Annotated in this window: 21 protein-coding genes; 4 read left to right on the top strand and 17 right to left on the bottom strand. The window is 73.0% G+C overall.

All coding sequences use genetic code 11. The features are described 5' to 3' along the window. The first annotated feature begins 5 nt into the window (after positions 1 to 5). Complete coding sequence (locus ACF08W_RS04405; RefSeq protein ID WP_385215522.1) at positions 6 to 920, top strand: oxidoreductase; 915 nt, start codon at positions 6 to 8, stop codon at positions 918 to 920. 260 nt (positions 921 to 1,180) lie between these two features. After that, entirely contained in the window at positions 1,181 to 1,705 is a 525-nt protein-coding gene (locus tag ACF08W_RS04400) for a DUF2199 domain-containing protein (RefSeq protein ID WP_392278385.1), read from the top strand. A 44-nt stretch (positions 1,706 to 1,749) separates the two neighbouring features. Here the strand turns inward: ACF08W_RS04400 and ACF08W_RS04395 are convergent, their stop codons facing one another. The 4 genes from ACF08W_RS04395 to ACF08W_RS04380 form a co-directional block, all read right to left on the bottom strand. Further along, on the bottom strand, positions 1,750 to 2,427 hold the full coding sequence (locus tag ACF08W_RS04395; protein ID WP_392278384.1) for a TetR family transcriptional regulator: 678 nt from the start codon (positions 2,425 to 2,427) through the stop codon (positions 1,750 to 1,752). A gap of 46 nt (positions 2,428 to 2,473) precedes the next feature. Further along, positions 2,474 to 3,733 carry a GNAT family N-acetyltransferase gene (locus tag ACF08W_RS04390; protein WP_392278383.1) on the bottom strand — a complete coding sequence of 420 codons (1,260 nt, stop codon included), beginning with the start codon at positions 3,731 to 3,733 and terminating at the stop codon, positions 2,474 to 2,476. 100 nt (positions 3,734 to 3,833) lie between these two features. Beyond that, the gene (locus ACF08W_RS04385; RefSeq protein WP_352278974.1) at positions 3,834 to 4,820 is read right to left on the bottom strand and encodes an asparaginase; all 987 of its coding nucleotides are present in this window, start codon (positions 4,818 to 4,820) and stop codon (positions 3,834 to 3,836) included. Positions 4,821 to 4,867: 47 nt separating this feature from the next. Continuing rightward, positions 4,868 to 5,500: an ABC transporter substrate-binding protein gene (locus tag ACF08W_RS04380; protein ID WP_392278382.1), complete on the bottom strand. Its 633-nt coding sequence runs from the start codon at positions 5,498 to 5,500 to the stop codon at positions 4,868 to 4,870. A 116-nt stretch (positions 5,501 to 5,616) separates the two neighbouring features. Between ACF08W_RS04380 and dtd the strand changes: the two genes are divergently transcribed. Then, positions 5,617 to 6,066 (top strand): D-aminoacyl-tRNA deacylase, encoded by a 450-nt coding sequence (dtd, locus tag ACF08W_RS04375; RefSeq protein WP_352278970.1) that lies wholly within the window; start codon positions 5,617 to 5,619, stop codon positions 6,064 to 6,066. 54 nt (positions 6,067 to 6,120) lie between these two features. On the opposite strand, the gene ACF08W_RS04370 is transcribed toward dtd, so the two are convergent. The 6 genes from ACF08W_RS04370 to ACF08W_RS04345 all read right to left on the bottom strand — a co-directional run bounded on the left by ACF08W_RS04370 (position 6,121) and on the right by ACF08W_RS04345 (position 11,304). Next, entirely contained in the window at positions 6,121 to 7,086 is a 966-nt protein-coding gene (locus ACF08W_RS04370; protein ID WP_392278381.1) for a YgfZ/GcvT domain-containing protein, read from the bottom strand. Between the two features lie 52 nt (positions 7,087 to 7,138). After that, positions 7,139 to 7,624 carry a Fur family transcriptional regulator gene (locus ACF08W_RS04365; RefSeq protein ID WP_392278380.1) on the bottom strand — a complete coding sequence of 162 codons (486 nt, stop codon included), beginning with the start codon at positions 7,622 to 7,624 and terminating at the stop codon, positions 7,139 to 7,141. A gap of 106 nt (positions 7,625 to 7,730) precedes the next feature. Continuing rightward, positions 7,731 to 8,303, bottom strand: a complete 573-nt coding sequence (locus ACF08W_RS04360) for an FABP family protein (RefSeq protein WP_385215502.1) — start codon at positions 8,301 to 8,303, stop codon at positions 7,731 to 7,733. Between the two features lie 351 nt (positions 8,304 to 8,654). Next, positions 8,655 to 9,581 (bottom strand): hypothetical protein, encoded by a 927-nt coding sequence (locus ACF08W_RS04355; protein WP_392278379.1) that lies wholly within the window; start codon positions 9,579 to 9,581, stop codon positions 8,655 to 8,657. Then, entirely contained in the window at positions 9,578 to 10,417 is an 840-nt protein-coding gene (locus ACF08W_RS04350; protein ID WP_392278378.1) for a hypothetical protein, read from the bottom strand. Before ACF08W_RS04350 ends, ACF08W_RS04355 begins: the two co-directional genes overlap by 4 nt. Beyond that, positions 10,414 to 11,304 carry a hypothetical protein gene (locus ACF08W_RS04345; protein WP_392278377.1) on the bottom strand — a complete coding sequence of 297 codons (891 nt, stop codon included), beginning with the start codon at positions 11,302 to 11,304 and terminating at the stop codon, positions 10,414 to 10,416. Before ACF08W_RS04345 ends, ACF08W_RS04350 begins: the two co-directional genes overlap by 4 nt. Before the next feature lie 106 nt (positions 11,305 to 11,410). Between ACF08W_RS04345 and ACF08W_RS04340 the strand changes: the two genes are divergently transcribed. After that, on the top strand, positions 11,411 to 11,773 hold the full coding sequence (locus ACF08W_RS04340; RefSeq protein WP_352278959.1) for a DsrE family protein: 363 nt from the start codon (positions 11,411 to 11,413) through the stop codon (positions 11,771 to 11,773). 33 nt (positions 11,774 to 11,806) lie between these two features. On the opposite strand, the gene ACF08W_RS04335 is transcribed toward ACF08W_RS04340, so the two are convergent. The 7 genes from ACF08W_RS04335 to ACF08W_RS04305 all read right to left on the bottom strand — a co-directional run bounded on the left by ACF08W_RS04335 (position 11,807) and on the right by ACF08W_RS04305 (position 16,672). Beyond that, complete coding sequence (locus ACF08W_RS04335) at positions 11,807 to 12,064, bottom strand: DUF3099 domain-containing protein (RefSeq protein WP_352278957.1); 258 nt, start codon at positions 12,062 to 12,064, stop codon at positions 11,807 to 11,809. 166 nt (positions 12,065 to 12,230) lie between these two features. After that, on the bottom strand, positions 12,231 to 12,518 hold the full coding sequence (locus ACF08W_RS04330) for a DUF1416 domain-containing protein (RefSeq protein ID WP_030925040.1): 288 nt from the start codon (positions 12,516 to 12,518) through the stop codon (positions 12,231 to 12,233). Between the two features lie 51 nt (positions 12,519 to 12,569). Then, positions 12,570 to 13,415 (bottom strand): sulfurtransferase, encoded by an 846-nt coding sequence (locus ACF08W_RS04325; protein WP_352278956.1) that lies wholly within the window; start codon positions 13,413 to 13,415, stop codon positions 12,570 to 12,572. A gap of 168 nt (positions 13,416 to 13,583) precedes the next feature. Beyond that, positions 13,584 to 13,691 (bottom strand): putative leader peptide, encoded by a 108-nt coding sequence (locus ACF08W_RS04320; RefSeq protein ID WP_350983699.1) that lies wholly within the window; start codon positions 13,689 to 13,691, stop codon positions 13,584 to 13,586. Between the two features lie 238 nt (positions 13,692 to 13,929). Next, positions 13,930 to 14,619 (bottom strand): DUF2993 domain-containing protein, encoded by a 690-nt coding sequence (locus ACF08W_RS04315; RefSeq protein ID WP_392278376.1) that lies wholly within the window; start codon positions 14,617 to 14,619, stop codon positions 13,930 to 13,932. A gap of 171 nt (positions 14,620 to 14,790) precedes the next feature. Beyond that, the gene (locus ACF08W_RS04310; RefSeq protein WP_392278375.1) at positions 14,791 to 16,407 is read right to left on the bottom strand and encodes a hypothetical protein; all 1,617 of its coding nucleotides are present in this window, start codon (positions 16,405 to 16,407) and stop codon (positions 14,791 to 14,793) included. A 10-nt stretch (positions 16,408 to 16,417) separates the two neighbouring features. Further along, complete coding sequence (locus tag ACF08W_RS04305) at positions 16,418 to 16,672, bottom strand: MoaD/ThiS family protein (RefSeq protein WP_352278951.1); 255 nt, start codon at positions 16,670 to 16,672, stop codon at positions 16,418 to 16,420. Positions 16,673 to 16,714: the final 42 nt, after the last annotated feature.

The following is a 16,714-nucleotide window of genomic DNA, read 5'->3' as shown; positions in this document are numbered from 1 at the left end:
ACCCCATGATCGCCTCGCAGAACGACCTGAACCCCGACCCCGATCCCGTACCCGCGCCCTCGGCCGGCCCCGGCGTCTTCGCGCTGGGCGGCACCGTCACCGTCCCCCGGCTCGGCTTCGGCGCCATGCAGCTTCCGGGACGGTGGAGCGGCCCGGCGGGCGACACCGAGAAGGCCCTGGCCGTGACGCGGCGCGCGGTGGAGCTCGGGGTGCGGTACATCGACACCGCCGCCTTCTACTTCTCCCCCACCCACCGGGCCAACGACCTGCTGCGCGAGGCGCTGTTCCCGTACGCCCCGGACCTCGTCATCGCCACCAAGGTCGGCCCGCTGCGGGACGAGACCGGCGAGATGTACGCCGAGGCCCGCCCCGACCAGCTCCGCGCGGAGGTGGAGCGGAACCTGGAGGACCTCCGGGTCGACACCCTCGACCTGGTCCATCTGCGGGTGGGCCGGCTGGGCGCGGGGCTCGACGACCCGCTCGGCGAGCGGTTCGAGGTGCTGGCCGCCCTGCGCGAGGAGGGGCTGATCCGGCAGCTCGGCGTCAGCAATGTGACGGCCGACCAGCTCGCCGAGGCCCGGTCCATCGCCCCGGTCGTCGCCGTGCAGAACCGGTTCGGCGTACTCGACCAGTCCGATTCCGGGCTCGTCGACATCTGCGCGGACGCCGGGATCGCCTACATGCCGTTCTTCGCGCTCGGTGGCGGGCACACCCCGCTCGACAGCGAGGGCGTACGGACGGTGGCCGCCCGGCACGGCGCCACGGAGCACCAGGTCGCCCTCGCCTGGGGCCTCGCCCGCTCCCCCTCGATCGTCCAGATCCCCGGAACCGCCTCGCTCGCGCACCTGGAGCAGAACATGGCCGCCGGACGGCTGGCCCTCGACGCGGAGGACCTGGCCCTGCTCGGCCACCGCGGCTGAATCACGACAGCACCGCACGGCCGGGGCTCCGGGCACGGGCCCGGAGCCTCGGCCGTGTCCGTGAAAGGCCCTGGGGCGTGTTTCGAAAGTAGCGTCGTCTGCCCGGAGGGCAGGCCCGGGGGTGTCCGGTGCGTGCGATCGCAAGGCGGAGGGTCACCCCGATACTGGATGTATCGGGGTGATCCCGACAACGCGGCGAGCGTGCGTGCCGGGCGCCCCCGGGCAGACGGGACTTTCGAAACACGCCCTAGGATCCGCCCATGGCTATCGACCCCGGATACACCTGCTCCCGCTGCGGCGAACACCACGCGGAACTCCCGATGGGGTACTCGACCATGGCGCCCGACGTCTGGGACGCGAGCCTGGAGAGCGACCCCGACAGCATGCTCTCCTCCGACCAGTGCATCGTCAGACACGAGCACTACTTCATCAAGGGCCTGATCGAGATACCCGTCTCCGGCAGCCCGGAGCCGTTCTCCTGGGGCGTGTGGATCTCGCTCAGCCGGGAGAACTTCGGCCGCGCCCTCGACCGCTGGCAGACCCCCGGCCGTGAGTCGGAGCCGCCGTACTTCGGCTGGCTGAGCACCGAGCTGGGGCTGTACTCGCCCCGCACCACCAACCTCAAGACCAACGCCCACACCCGCGCGATCGGTCTGCGCCCCCGCATCGAGCTGGAGCCCACCGACCACCCGCTCGCCGTGGAACAGCGCACCGGCATCACCCTCGACCGGGTCCGGGAGATCGCCGAGGCCGTACTCCACGGCGATGACGGCACGACCGGCTGAGCCAAGGCCGGCGCGACCGGCTGGAGAGCGCGGGCGGTCAGCCGTCAGCCGCACTCCCCCAGCCCGTCCCGCAGCTGTGCGAAGGCCAGCGCGGCCGCCTCGACCGCCTCCCCGTACACCCGGTCCGCCCGCTCCCCCGCGTCCATCCGCCGCCAGTTCTCCAGGGCCAGCACCCGCAGGACGGCGACGATCTGGCCGGCCGCCAGCCGGTCCCGCATCCGGCCGCCCAGCGCGGCGGCGAGCGCCGCCTCCGCGCGGCTCTGGTAGGCGGACATCCCGGCCACCAGGGACGGCGCCGCGTACAGCATCCGCTGGTACGCCAGCACCTCCGGCACGTCGCAGAGCCCGGTCACCGGGTCGCGCCGGTCCAGGCCGTCCAGGAAGTTGCGGTGCAGGGCGTCGAGCGGGGACTCCGTGCCGGAGCGCCCGGCGACCACCCGGGCCGACTCGTCCTCGTGGTCGGCGAACCGGTGCAGGGCCAGGTCCTCCTTGGCCGGGAAGTACCGGAAGAGCGTCGGCTTGGAGATGCCCGCCGCGGCCGCCACCTCCGCCACCGAGACCTGGTCGAAGCCCCGCTCCAGGAAGAGGGCGATCGCGGCGTCGGAGACCGCCTGGTACGTCAGCCGCTTCTTCCGCTCCCGCAGCCCCAGCCCCTCGTCCCCGGACCGCCCGGCACCCGCGCCCCCGTCCACGTCACCGCCCCTGCTCCCGTCCACGTCCATGGCCCCGAAGCGTACGCGGGACGACGCGGGACGGTCCCCGGGCCGGTCAGAACATGTCCGGGCACCAGGCGCGCCGGGCCGCCCGGAACATCCCCTCGGCGACCGCCACCGCGCCCTGCCGCCGCTCCTCGATCCGCCCCAGCGCGGCCAGCCGGACGGGGGACTCGTCGCCGAGGTAGAGGGTGCCCAGTTCCCGTACGTCCAGCGCGAGGTCGGCGTCGTCGGTGGTGGGGGTGCAGGCCGCGGCGCCGGAGGCGGTGGCTTCGAGCCGGTAGCGCCCGCCGGCCAGGCCCGCCGCGTCGTGGATGTCGAGGACGAGCGTCCCGGGCACCGCGTAGCTGCGGGCCTCCAGGGCGGCGACGACGTCCAGCACCCGCACCCACAGGTAGTCGGCCTGGGTCACCACCCGGGCCGCGCGCGGGTCCGGCAGGAGGAGCGGCACCAGGTCGTCGGGGGCCCGGTTGCCGGTACGGACCCTGGTGATCCAGTCGACCGAGCAGAGGTAGTGCCACAGCGCGCGCTCGGCGGCCGGGTTGGTGGCGATCAGGCTCGAAACCGTGGCGGTGTTCAGCGGCTGCTTGGCCTCGCTCCAGCGGGAGTCGGCGCGGTAGACGAGCAGGCCGTCGGGCTCGCCGTCCGCGTCGCTGTGGAGCACGTAGAAGGGCTCCTTCCAGGCGAAGGGGCCGGCCACGTTCTCGCCGGTGTTCACCTCCCACCAGCGGGCGTCCCGGTCGATCACCCCGTGCTGCCGGGCGCGCAGCCGGTCGTGGACCGCCGGGCCGAGCTTGCGGACGGTCGCGCCGTCGACCAGGTCGATCCGGCCGTCGCCGGGCCCGGTGGGGACCGGCCGGTGCGGGTCGAGGCCGCTCCTCGGCACGTCTATCTCCCAGTCGGTCGTCCAGACCGCCGGGCCGAAGCCGAACCGCCCGTAGATCGGGTACTCGGCGGCGACCAGCGTGGCGACCACCTCGCCGCGCTCCTTGGCGTCGGCCAGGTCCGCGTCCATCATCCGGTGGAGCAGGCCGCGCCGCCGGTGGGTGGGCGAGACCGTGACGTTGGAGATCGCGTCGGCCCGCACCACCCCGCCGCCGACGACCGTCAGCTCCTGCGCGAAGGAGCGGTACGTGGCCACGCACCGCCCGCCGTCGAACGCCCCTCGCGTCCGGTCGAGGTCGGTGTACGGAAGCCGTTTCCCGGCCTCCTCCGCAGCCTCCTCGGCCGTGGTCGGACGCAGGAACCCGGCGTGCTTGGCGCGGGTCCAGTCGGGGAATTCGGCAGCGGTGATGGTACGGACGTCAAGGGCCATGCGCGCCACGCTAGGTGCCCCGGCCCGCACTGTCGCCCCGTTTTCCCCCAGCCACCGGAATCGACCGGAAGCCGCTGGTCAGCAGCGGGCCGGCGGCGGGTCAGAAGGCCGCCCGGACCTCGCCGACCTCCCGGTCGCCGCCCATCAGCGGGGCGCGGCCGATCCGGTCGACCACCGGCGCGTCGACGCCGAGCAGCCGCAGCGCGCGGGACAGCACCGGGCCCAGCACCCGGATCGCCCCGTCGTCGACCTTGAAGGCCAGTGCCCGGCCGTCCGCCAGCGCCACCGCCTGCACCGCCTCGGCCCCCATCTTGGAGAGCGTGCCCGGCACCTCCCGCATCAGCCAGGTGTCGGGGCGGCGCGTCCCGGCCACGTACTCGGGGTGGGCGCGCATCGCGTCGCCGACCCGGCGCTCCGGCGTCCCGGGCTCCGCGAGCACGAAGGTACGGAAGGCCCGCGCCAGGCCCACCAGGCTGATCGCCATCAGCGGCGCCCCGCACCCGTCCGTGCCGACCGCCGTGACCGGCTCGCCGGCCGCCTCCTCGACGCCCCGGTGGACGAGCTGCTGGAGGGGGTGGGCCGGGTCGAGGTAGCCCGCCCGGTCCCAGCCGTTGAGCGCGCAGGCCGCGAGCATCGCCGCGTGCTTGCCGGAGCAGTTCATCGTGATCGGCGCGCGGACGTGGCCCGCGGCGAGGTACGCCTCCGCCTCCACCGGGTCCAGCGGCAGGTCCGGCGGCGTCCGAAGGTCCTCGGGCGTCAGTCCGTGCTCGGCGAGCATCGTGCGGACGAGCTCCAGATGGAAGGGTTCGCCGGAGTGGCTCGCGGCGGCCAGGGCGAGCCGCTCCCCGGACAGGTCGAGCCCGGCCCGCAGCACGGCCGCGGCCTGCATCGGCTTGTTGGCGGACCGGGGGAAGACCGGCGCCGTCGGGTCGCCCAGCGACCACTCCACGCTGCCGTCGGCGGCCAGGACGACCAGGGAGCCCCGGTGGTGGCCCTCCACGAAGCCGGACCGTACGACCTCGGCCAGGACGGGGAGCTCCGGGGACACGGGAGGTATGGCGGCGGGGGCGGCGGCGCTGGAGGACATGGATGGACCTTCCGGGGACTGGCGTACCCGCCCCCGGAAGGATCGCTTCAGGCGAGCAGGTCGTCTACTTGGGCTTCCCCGTCACGGTACCTGCGGGCGATCTCCGCGCTGCAATCGTCGGCGGTGCGCTGGAGGTGGTGGCGGCGGCGGGAGACCTGCTGCTCGTAGCGGACCAGGCGCCCCATCGCGGTGTGCAGCTCCTCGTCCGTACGGGCGTCGAGGTCGGAGAGTTCGACCTCGGCGAGCGTCTCGGCGGCCAGCCGGCGGTACTCGTCGCTGCGCGGCGTGGTGAGCGTGACGTGCCGGGCGGAGGAGCGGTGCCGGGACGGGGTGTCGGCGAGGATCTCCGAGAGCCGGTCGACCACCGGCGCCTCCGGACCCAGCCGCCGGGCCAGCTCGGCGCGGAGGATGTCGATCCGGCCCTGGACGAGCCGGCGGACGTAGCTGAGGTCGGCCTCGTCGCGCTGCGAGTCGCGGCGGAGCGTGCGCAGTTCCGGCAGCCGCAGCGCGCCCAGGGGCGGGGTGGTGTCCACGTGCGGGGAGCCCGGTTCGGCCCGCGCGTCCCCGGAATCGTGGCCGGTACGCTGCACGGGTGGGCGCATGGTGCTGGTGCTGGCACCGGCGCCGGTGGGCGTGACCGGCACGGCGCCGGGGGACTGCCCGGTTCCATAGGTACTCATGCTTGTGTCCATCCCCTCGACCGGTGCGTCGGCGCACCGCCTCCGAGCATGGTGCCACCTGGCCGGGTCCCATGTGGATGCTCTGTACCCGTTCAGCCCAAGATAGGTTGGTCTGTATGCGTGCAGTGGTACAGAGGGTGGACGGCGCGAGCGTCACGGTCGCCGACGGTACGGACGGGGTGGACGGCCCCCGGGTGGTCGGCGAGATCGTCGGCGAGGGGCTGTGTGTGCTGGTGGGGGTCACCCACGAGGACACCCCGGAGAAGGCGGCCCAGCTCGCCCGGAAGCTCTGGTCGCTCCGGATCCTGGAGGGCGAGAAGTCCTGCTCCGATGTGAATGCACCGCTTCTGGTGATTTCTCAGTTCACCCTCTACGGGGACGCCCGCAAGGGCCGCAGGCCCACCTGGAACGCGGCGGCGCCCGGCGAGACCGCCGAGCCGCTCGTCGACGAGGTGGTGAAGCAACTGCGGGCGCTGGGCGCGCGGGTGGAGACGGGCCGGTTCGGGGCGAGCATGCGGGTCTCGCTCACCAACAACGGCCCGTTCACCGTCCTCGTGGAGATCTGACCGGGGCCTGGACCAGCGCCCGGTCCGGAGCCGGGTCCGGGTCGGCCTGTCAGCCTAAGGCTCGACGACCGTTTCCTGGGCGGCGGCGGTGTCCCCGGCGAGCAGCGGGGCGTCCACCGCGACGTTCCGCTTGACCAGGGCCAGCGCGATCGGCCCCAGCTCGTGGTGGCGGGCGGACGTGGTGACGAAGCCGAGCTGGCGCCCCTCGGCGCCGTCCGCCGCGAGCCGGACCGGGGTGCCGTGTCCGGGCAGCACGACCTCGCTGCCGTCGAGGTGCAGGAAGACCAGCCGACGCGGCGGCTTGCCCAGGTTCTGCACCCGGGCCACCGTCTCCTGGCCCCGGTAGCAGCCCTTCTGGAGGTGGACGGCGGTGCCGATCCAGCCCAGCTCGTGCGGGATGGTGCGGTGGTCGGTCTCGAAGCCGAGCCGGGGCCGGTGCGCCTCCACGCGCAGCGCCTCGTAGGCCAGGACCCCGGCCACCGGGCCGTTCTCCGCCGCGTACGCCGCCAGGTCCATGCGGGGCAGGAAGAGGTCGCGGCCGTACGCGGTCTCCCGTACCGGCACACCGTCCGGGGCCTTCGCGATGGAGCCGGCCGGCAGGTGCACCACGGCGACGTCCTCGGTGCGGTCGGCGACCTCGACCCGGTAGAAGAACTTCATCGACTCCAGGTAGGCGACCAGTTCGTCCTGGGTGCCCGGCTCGGCGTGCATCCACACGGTCTCGCCGTCGTCGACGAGGTAGAGGGCGTGCTCGATGTGCCCGTTGGCGCTGAGGATCAGGGCCTCGGTGGCCTGGCCGGGGGCGAGGTCGCTGACGTGCTGGGTGAGCAGCAGGTGCAGCCAGGACAGCCGGTCGCTGCCGCTGACGGTGATGACGGCGCGGTGCGACAGATCGACCAGGCCGGAACCGTCGGCGAGGGCACGCTGCTCGCGGAACAGGTCGCCGTAGTGGGCCGCGACGCCTTCGTCGCGGCCTTCGGCGGGGACGGCGCCGGGCAGGGACAGCAGGGGGCTCTTCATGCGACCAGCGTACGACGCGGTGCGGCGGGGCCCTCCGGGGTACGCGGGAGGGTCACGGGCGCCGGGACGCGGGGTCCTGCGCCGACCCGGCCTGCTCGGCCTGCTCTCCCGCCCCGCCCTGCTTCGCCGCGCATCCGGCGCACCGGCCGAAGATCGCGAAGTGCTTCATGTCGGTCTCGAACCCGAAGTCGGCGCGGAGCCGGGCGGTGAAGTCGGCGACCACGCCGAGATCCGCCTCGATGACGTCCGAGCAGTCCCGGCAGACCAGGTGGATGTGGTGGTGCCGGTCGGCCAGGTGGTAGGTGGGCGCCCCGTGCCCGAGGTGGGCGTGGCTGACCAGACCCAGCTCCTCCAGGAGCTCGAGGGTCCGGTAGACGGTGGAGATGTTCACCCCGGAGGCGGTCCTGCGCACTTCGGAGAGGATGTCGTCGGGGGTCGCGTGTTCCAGCGTGTCGACGGCTTCCAGGACCAGCTGCCGCTGCGGCGTCAGCCGATAGCCGCGCTGCCGGAGATCGGTCTTCCAGTCGGTGCTCACCACAGGCCCAGTGTAGGACCGGACCCGCACCCCTCCGCCGCGCATGCGGGAAGAATGCGCACGGCCGTACGGATTCTCGTGGCCCGTACGGCCCGTGTGCCCGTGCGCGCTACTTGAAGAAGGCGATGCCGTCGTCCGGCAGGTCGCCGAGGTTCTTCGCCATCGCCTCGACCTCTTCGGGGGTGACGACCTTCTTCAGGTGCGCCGACATGTACGGGCGGAGCTCCACCTCGGGGGTGGCCTTCTCGCCCACCCACATCAGGTCGCTCTTCACGTAGCCGTACAGCCGCTTGCCACCGCTGTACGGGCCGGAGGCGGCGGTGCGCGCGACCGCGTCGGTGACCAGGTCGATCTGGGGCTTCTTGTCGGCCAGCTCCCCGTACCAGATCTCGATGACGCCCTGGTCGCGGGCCATGACGACCTCGACCTTGCGGTCCTTGTCGATGCGCCAGTAGCCGGACTCGGTCTCCAGCGGCCTGACCTTCTTGCCCTCGGAGTCGAGCACCCAGCTGTGCGAGACGTACTCCAGGAAGTCCCGGCCGTCGTGGCTGAAGGTGACTTCCTGGCCGAAGTTGCACTGCTCGGCGCCGGGGAAGTCGGAGACTCCCGCGCCCGCCCAGTTGCCGAGGAGGAAGGCCAGCGGGACGAGGTCCGGGTGCAGGTCGGACGGGATCTCGATCATGAACGGCTCAGGCGATCTGTGAGGTGGGGGCGAGGATGGATGCGACGTCGGACGTGACACATCGGGTGCGAGGTGTCACGTCGCCGCGAGGGGTACCCGTGGTGGCCGGGCGGGCCCGGTGGGTCAGCGCTGGCCCTGGTACAGCTTCTTCACGCTCAGGCCGACGAAGGCGAGAACGCCGACGCAGACCAGGACCAGCAGGGCGGAGAAGAATGCCTCAAGCACGGGAACTCCTTGCAACGAGCGTTATGGCAGCAGTACGGGCCGGGCCCCAGCCTAATGGGTTGGGGCCCGGCCCGCCGGTCCGGGGCCGCTGCCCGGGGGACGGGCCCGGACGGCGGCCGGGACCGGTCAGCCCAGCAGCTGGGCCTGGAGGATCATCGTCTGGTGGAACGGGACGGCCGGGGTGGTCTCCTTGCCGGTGCCCTCGCGGGACTGGACGACGAGGGCGAGGGTGTCCCCGCCGACCAGGTACCCGTGGCGGACCCGCGCCTCGCCGTACGGCTTCTCCTCGTCGAACACGTAGGGCGCGACGCCCTCCACCTTTCCGCCGCCGTTCCACTCCTCGTCGAGGACCGGGTCGGACACCCCGGTCAGCGGGGTCTCCACCCCGCTCTCGGTGATCAGGTCCAGGAAGCCCTGGGCGAAGGCCGTCGAGTTGAACCGGACGAGGTAGATCCGGGTCGACGTGCCGTCCGGCATGGTCCAGCCGCGGGCGACGGCGTGACGCGGCGCCGCGTCCCTGAGCGCCGCCCGGAGCTTGGAACGCCCCTTCTTCTCGTACGCGGAGAGGTACGTGTCCGTGTTCACCCAGCCGCCGTCGAGTTTCTTGTCGACGGTTGCTCCGGCCGGGGCGGGCAGCAGCAGGCGCCGCAGGTCGGCGTGGTGGACCTCGCCGGTGTTGCCCTCGCTGTACGGGCGGGGCGCGCCGTCCGGGAGCGCGGGCAGGCTCAGCTGGGGGTAGTCCCAGCGGCCGTCGCTCTCGGTGGCCAGGCCGGGTACGTCGGTGCGGTCCATCGACGCGATGCCGTACGCCGTACCGACGCCGAGCCCGACGAAGACCGCGGCGACGACGGTGTACCGGGCGACGGCCCGCAGGATCCGCCTGGGTGGCTTCTGCGGCGCCGAGGGGTCCTGCGGGCCGGCGGCCTCGGCGGTGTCGGCACTCCCGGCGGCGACGGCCGGATCGGCGTCCGCGACCGGCTCGGCCTGTGCGGTGGGCTCCGGGGCCGGGTCCGGTACGGGGTCGGCGGGCGTGCGGGTCGACTGCTCGGTCATACGTACTCCCCCGGGGACGTGAGGTGGTCGATCTGGTCCTTCAGGAGGTCGGCGACGGCCGTCCGGTCGAACGGCTTGGTCCCGGACGCCCTGAGGGTGATGCTCATCTCGCCGTCGTACGCGAAGCAGTCCATCGACGCGATGTCCTCCCCGCTCTCCTTGCGGGGGGTGAAGCACGTGGCCTTCTTGGTGTGCTCCTTGATCTTCGGCCCCTCGCGGAAGAGGTCGAGGGCCCTCATCAGGCCCGTCCGGAAGCCGTAGAGGTCCCGGACCACCTTCCGGTTCTTCACCCACGTGATCTCGGTGCTGATCATCAGGGTGTTGCCCTCGTCGACATAGGTGCGGACGGCGATGCCCTCGATGTGGAGCTTGTCGATCCGCTCCTCGTAGGCGCGGCGCTCCTTGCCCGCGAGGCCCCTGGCGCCCTGCTTCATGGCGGCGGCGGCGCGCTTTCCGCTCAGCTCGCCGTCGTTGCCGAGGTCCCGCTGGTCGGGGCCGAGCCGGTAGCCGGACGGGACCGGCAGCAGCAGCTTGCTGAGCTCGGTGGAGACCCGGCCCCGGGCCGCGTCACCGGCGGGGTCCTTGCCCGGCTTCTGCGCGGGCTCCGCCCAGAGGCGGGTCGGGGTGCTCCGGTCGGCGCCGTCCACGGTGAACTTGACGTACGCGGCGGAGAGCACGACCCCGGCGAGGGCGGTCGCGACGGGGAGCCAGACGAAGGCGGCCCGGCGGAACCGGCCGGGGCGGGCGCAGGTCTCGGCGGCCGGGGTCCCGGCGTCCGGGGCGGAGGCGGCGGTGCTCTCCTCGGGCGCGGCCGCCTGCGGGGTCACGTCGTTCACAGGCGCTCCAGCTGTCGTTCGGCCAGCGTCCGGATGTCCTTCTTGCTGATCGGCACGGTGTCGTAGAGGTGGATGTCGGCCATGATGTCGCCCCGGTACATGGTCGCCCTGGCGTGGTAGAGCGGCATGTAACCGGGTTTCCGCTCGACCCCGTAGAGGTAGTAGCGGCCGATGCCGCTGCCCTTGATCGCGTCGCCCTCGTTGCCCGCGCCGATCTCGCTCCCGGACATGTACGCGAGCTGGTCCTCGGCGAACTCCCGGGCCGCCTGAACGGACGACGGGCGGAACTGCACGAGCTGGACCGTGGCGTTGGCGTACTGCCCGCGCTTCCAGGCGGCGGCCGCGACGCGGCGCACATCGCTCTCCAGGAGGTACTCGTACATGCCGCCCTCGTCCTTGTAGGAACGGGCGTAGATGTCCGGGCTCGCCCAGCCGTCGACGATGCCCAGCTCCAGCGGGTCGTCGCTCCAGCCCGCGGGCCGGTTGATGAGCAGCTTGCGCAGGTCGCCGTCCGTCTTCGCCCGGCGGTCCTGGGACACGGGCAGCGGGTCGGGGGCCTTGCCCGGGGGCAGCGCCTTCGCCGGGTACGCCAGTCCGGGCTGGGACAGGGCGGGCAGCGGGGTCGGGTCGCGGCGGTCCTGGATCTCGTAGCCCGCGGCGGTGCCGACCCCGATGCCGAGCACCGCGGCGACGGCGACGAGCAGCGCCGTACGCCCGCGCGGGCGCTTCATGACAGGGGCGGCGGGTACGGCCGGTTCAGCGGGCGCGGCGGATGCGGCGGGTGCGGCGGGTGCGGCGGGCGGCTCGGGAAGTTCGGCCCGCTCCGGCCGCTCGGACTGCTCGGACTGCTCGGACTGCTCGTCAGAAATGGTGTCTTTTGGTTCCAATGGAGGTCCCCCCACGAGACCTGAGGCGCGAGTTCCGTTACCCGCGCATCCACCTGACCTTCACCGTGTGAAGAAGGTTGTCCGCCCGCCGATTACAGTTCGGCATATGTCGAAGAAGCTCGTGATCAAGGTGACCGCAGGTGCCGACTCCGCCGAGCGGTGCTCGCAGGCGTTCACGGTGGCCGCGGTCGCCGTCGCCAGCGGGGTGGAGGTCTCGCTCTGGCTGACCGGGGAGTCGTCCTGGTTCGCGCTGCCGGGGCGCGCCGCCGAGTTCGAGCTGCCGCACGCCGCGCCGCTGCCGGACCTGATCGAGTCGATCCAGGCGGGTGGCCGGATCACCCTGTGCACGCAGTGCGCGGCCCGGCGCGACATCACCGAGCAGGACGTGCTGGAGGGGGTGCGGATCGCCGGGGCGCAGGTCTTCGTCAGCGAGATCATGGCCGACGGCGTCCAGGCGCTCGTCTACTGACACCGGCACCCGCCACCGGCCCGGCCGCCCGGGTCAGTGGCGCTTCTTGCCGTCGAGTTCGTCCCACCACTCGTCGGACTGCGGGTCGCCGGACGGGTCGTCCCACCAACGGTCGTCCGGCCCGCGCCGGTTGGCGACCATCGCCGCCACCGGCGGGATCACCATCGCGACGACGCACATCACGATGGCGGCGGGCATCGACCAGAGCCGGACGAACGACCAGGCGGACACGAAGAGGACGATGCAGACGCCCATCATCAGGAAATAGCCGCGACGGCGTCGCGCGTACATGCTTCCAGAGTAGGCCCGGCCGCCCCCGGTGGCAGTGCGCCGGGGGCGGTGCGTGCAGCGCGAGGGGCCGTACCCCGGATCAGGAAGGCGTCCAACCCCCTGGGGTACGGCCCCTCGGCCGTTCATGGCCCGTACGGAACGGTGTCCGTACGGGGCGGTGTCCGTACTAGACGGCGATGGCCACCTCGGAGAGGCCGCCGGTCTGCGCGACCACGGTGCGGTCGGCGCTGCCGCCGGGGACCAGGGCGCGTACCGTCCAGGTGCCCTCGGCCGCGTAGAAGCGGAACTGTCCGGTGGCCGAGGTCGGGACCTCGGCGGTGAACTCGCCGGTCGAGTCGAGCAGGCGCACGTAGCCGGTGACGGGCTCGCCGTCGCGGGTCACGCTGCCCTGGATGGTGGTCTCACCGGGCTTGATGGTCGAGGCGTCGGGGCCGCCGGCCTTCGCTCCACACATGGGATTTTCGTCCTTCGGGTCGGGGTTCGTGCTGGTCCGGGTCGCGCGGAGTTACTTGTTGGCGCCGAGCTCGATCGGCACGCCGACGAGCGAGCCGTACTCGGTCCACGAACCGTCGTAGTTCTTGACGTTCTCCTGGCCGAGCAGCTCGTGCAGGACGAACCAGGTGAGCGCGGAGCGCTCGCCGATCCGGCAGTACGCGATGGTGTCCTTCGCGAGGTCGACCTGCTCGGACTCGTAGAGCGCCTTGAGCTCCTCGTCCGACTTGAAGGTGCCGTCGTCGTTGGCGTTCTTCGACCACGGGATGTTGCGGGCGCTCGGCACGTGGCCGGGGCGCTGGGACTGCTCCTGCGGGAGGTGCGCCGGGGCGAGGAGCTTGCCGCTGAACTCGTCGGGCGACCGGACGTCGACCAGGTTCTTGTTGCCGATCGCGTTCACGACGTCGTCGCGGTAGGCGCGGATCGACTCGTCCTGCGGCTGGGCCTTGTACTGGGTGGCCGGGCGGGACGGGATCTGGTCGCCGTCGACCAGGTCGCGGGAGTCGAGCTCCCACTTCTTCCGGCCGCCGTCGAGCAGCCGGACGTCCTGGTGGCCGTAGAGCTTGAAGTACCAGAACGCGTAGGACGCGAACCAGTTGTTGTTGCCGCCGTACAGCACGACCGTGGTGTCGTTGGCGATGCCCTTCTCCGACAGCAGCTTCTCGAAGCCGGCCTGGTCGATGAAGTCGCGGCGGACCGGGTCCTGGAGGTCCTTGGTCCAGTCGATCCGGATCGCGTTCTTGATGTGGTTCTTCTCGTAGGCCGAGGTGTCCTCGTCGACCTCGACGAGGGCGACCTGCGGGTCGTCGAGGTGGGCCTCGACCCAGTCGGCGTCTACCAGGACGTCACTGCGGCTCATGCTGTTCTCCTCCGGGGCAGTCTGCGGCGAGATGATGCGGGACGGTGCGGGGTGCGGGTGCGATGCCGGGCACGGCCGTGCGGCGTGCGGCGCCCGTGCGACGGCGATCGGAAAGGGGCCCCGACTTCGGTCGGAAGGGCCGGGAGCGCGGGGGGCCGGAGCGCCCGCTCAGACAGTGCGACAGAGCATGGCGGCGACGCGGCACAGGTCCACTGCCCGCCGCTTCGTGAGATCCGCCCGGCCCCGCTGAGGGAGCCCGCCAATAGAGCACTGCATGGAACCGATCGTAGGGAGGTCCGGGCGGCCATGTCACCGCCGTATCGAATCCTGATACACGATCGTCCGCATCGCGGGACGCGGAAGGGCCCGACGCCCCTCACGGAGCGGCCGGGCGACGCCTCTGCGGGGCGGCCATCTACGGACCGGACGCGTGCGTCTCACTATGTGGTGCGAGGGGGCGGTGGACGGCGCGTGGTCCGGGCGGGCGCGATCCGCCCGCGAGCGGTGGGCGGGTTCAGCTCGCGAGCCGTACCCCGGTGCCGGTAACCGAGATCTCCAGGCCGTCCGCCGTGGGCTGGATCCGCTGGAGCTTCAGGCCGCTGGGCAGGCCGCCGACCCCCCGGTCGAAGTCGGTCTTGCCGCGCACCAGCCCCTCCAGCCCGGGGATGCCCTCGCCCGGGACCTTGTCGGCGCGGACCCGGACGGTGTCGCCGTCGACCAGCGTGACACTGGAGAGCACGCTGCGCGAGAGCGGGCGGCCGAGGATGTCGACCGTTCCGGTGACCTTCACCTTGCCGTTGCCGCCGTACTCGACGACGACCCCGTCGCTGGCGGCCTTGGTGAGGTCCTCGTACGAGACGACGGCGGTGCCGGTGGCGCGGGTGGCGGTGGCGGCGGTGTAGTTGTCGGTCAGCCGCACGTCGTGCAGGGCCGCCTCCATCCGGCTGATCCGCAGGCGGCGGCCGTTGGCGTCGGTCTCGATGCCGGTGATCCGCACGTCGACCTCGTCGAAGCGGCTGTCGGCGGCCTGGGTGAGGAAGGGGAAGCCCTTGATGGAGACGTCCGCCGAGCCGATCGTGGCCCCGGTGATCTTGATCTGTCCGGCGGCCTCCGACTCGGCGAAGTACACCGCCGCCCGGTCGGCGGCGACGAAGACGCCCCCCAGGATCACCACGACGACCAGCAGTATTCGCAGTGCGCGCATGCCCGCTCTCTCCCCCACCCGCAGTCCGGCCCGGCCCGGAGACGCCCACGCCGTCCACAGGTTGTGCACGGCTCGTGCGCGGCGCCCCAGAAGATCGACGAGCATAGACCCCCGCCCGGTTCCCTGGACGGGAAACCGGGCGGGGCGACGGAGGCGGGAGCGGGTCGGCCGTTACGCGACCAGGCGGCCGATCAGGTAGACGGCGGGCGCCGCGGCGGTGAGCGGCAGGGCCACCCCGGCGGTCATGTGGACGAAGCGCGACGGGTAGTCGTAGCTCGCCACCCGCAGCCCGATCAGCGCGCAGCCGCCCGCCACCAGGCCGATCAGCGCGCCCTCGGTGCCCAGGTCGGTGAGGGCGCCGCCCGCGGCGCCACCGGCCGCCGCGACGAGCAGCGCGGCCACGACGGAGACCGGACCCGGCAACGGCAGCGCACGGACCAGCGCCGCGACCGCGACCGCGACCGCACCGGCCACCACCGCGTCCGGGACCGCCGCGAGGTAGCCGCCGGCCAGGACCGTCAGGGCCGCCGAGGCGAGGGTGGCCATCAGCCCCTGCATCCGCTCGTCGGCGCTCGCCCGGCTGCGCAGTTGGAGGACCAGGGTGAGCAGCACCCAGACGCCGAGGGTGCCCAGGAGGGCGGCCGGGCCGTTCTCCCGGCCCGCGGCGAGCAGCGCCACGTCGGCGACGAGGCCGCCCGCGAAGGCGAGCGCGATGCCCTGCCGGGCCGGCCACATGCCGTTGAGCCGGAACCATCCGGCGGCGGTCAGCGCCTGGAGCAGCACCAGCGGCACGACCAGGGCGTACGAGCCGATCGCGGCGCCCAGGGCGATCAGCAGCCCGAGCGCGGCGGTGATCGCGGCGGGCTGTATCCCCGGCGCGATGATCGGCGAGCGGCCCTCGGCGCGGGCCCGCTGGGCGTCGGTGATCCGGCTGTTGCCCACGGTGGTGGGCGCGCTGTACCCGTCCGCGTCGAGCGCGGAGGCGGGAGCGGGACCGGCGTCGGCGGACCCGGTGGCGGACCCGGTGGCGGCCCCGGCGACCGGCTGCGCGACCGGCACCTCGGGCGGCAGCGGGTACGAGCCCGAGGCTCCCTGGGGCGGCACCGGCGGCAGGTAGGCGGTCTCGGCGGCGTCCGGGGCGGGCTGCGGGTGCTGGGCCTGCGGTGCCTGGTGCGCCTGAGGATGCTGCTGATGGTGCGGGTGCTGTGCCTGGTGGGTCTGGTGGGCCTGCGGGTCCGGCTGGGGCTGCTGCGGGTACGGGGACTGCTGCGCGGGCTGGACCGGCTGGAGGTACTGGGTCGGCTCGGCGTGCTGCGGGGGCGCGGCGGCCGGCTGGGGGCGCTGGATGACCGGCTGGTACTGGGTGTCCCAGGTCTGCCCCTCCCAGGTCTGCGCGACGGCGGGGTCCGGGGCGGCCTGGGCGGTGGCCGGTTCCTGCGGGTACCCGCCCGGCCAGGACTGCCCCTGGCCCTGGGCCTGGCCCTGCTGCTGCCCCTGCGGGGCGTTCCCGTACGCGTCGGACCCGTACGACTGACCGCCGTAGGACTGACCGCCGTACGACTGGTCCCCGTACGGCTGACCGAGCGGCTGGCCGGCATGCGGCTGACCGCCGTACGACTGGTCGCCGTGCGGCTGACCGGCATGCGGCTGACCGGCATGGGGCTGCTGCGTGCCGTACGCCGGGTCGTGACCGGGAGCGGAACCGGAGCCGGGGCCTGGACCGGGGCCGGGAGTGTGCCCGTAGCCGGGGTCCTGGCCGTAGGGGTGCTGCTGATCGTTGCTGCTCATGTTCTGCGGTTCATCCTCCTGCGAACGGCGGGAGCACCTCGACCGTGCCGCCCTCGGCAAGGCGTACGGTCTCATGGCCACGGGTGCCCACGGGGTCACCGTCGATGAGGAACGAGCACCGCTGAAGCACTCGGGTGAGCTCTCCGGGGTGCCGTTGACGCACCGTGTCGAGCGCCTCGGCCAGGGTCCGAGCCGTGCACGGCTCCTCCGCGATTCCGGCCGCGGCCTTGGCGGCGGCCCAGTAGCGGATCGTCACCGTGGACATGGCACCGCTCCTCTCGTCTCGTGCCGTCCCGTCTCCGGTCGG

Origin of the sequence: Streptomyces sp. NPDC015144, assembly GCF_043079735.1 — a bacterium.
GTDB lineage: Bacteria > Actinomycetota > Actinomycetes > Streptomycetales > Streptomycetaceae > Streptomyces.
This window is presented reverse-complemented; position numbering and strand designations above follow the sequence as displayed.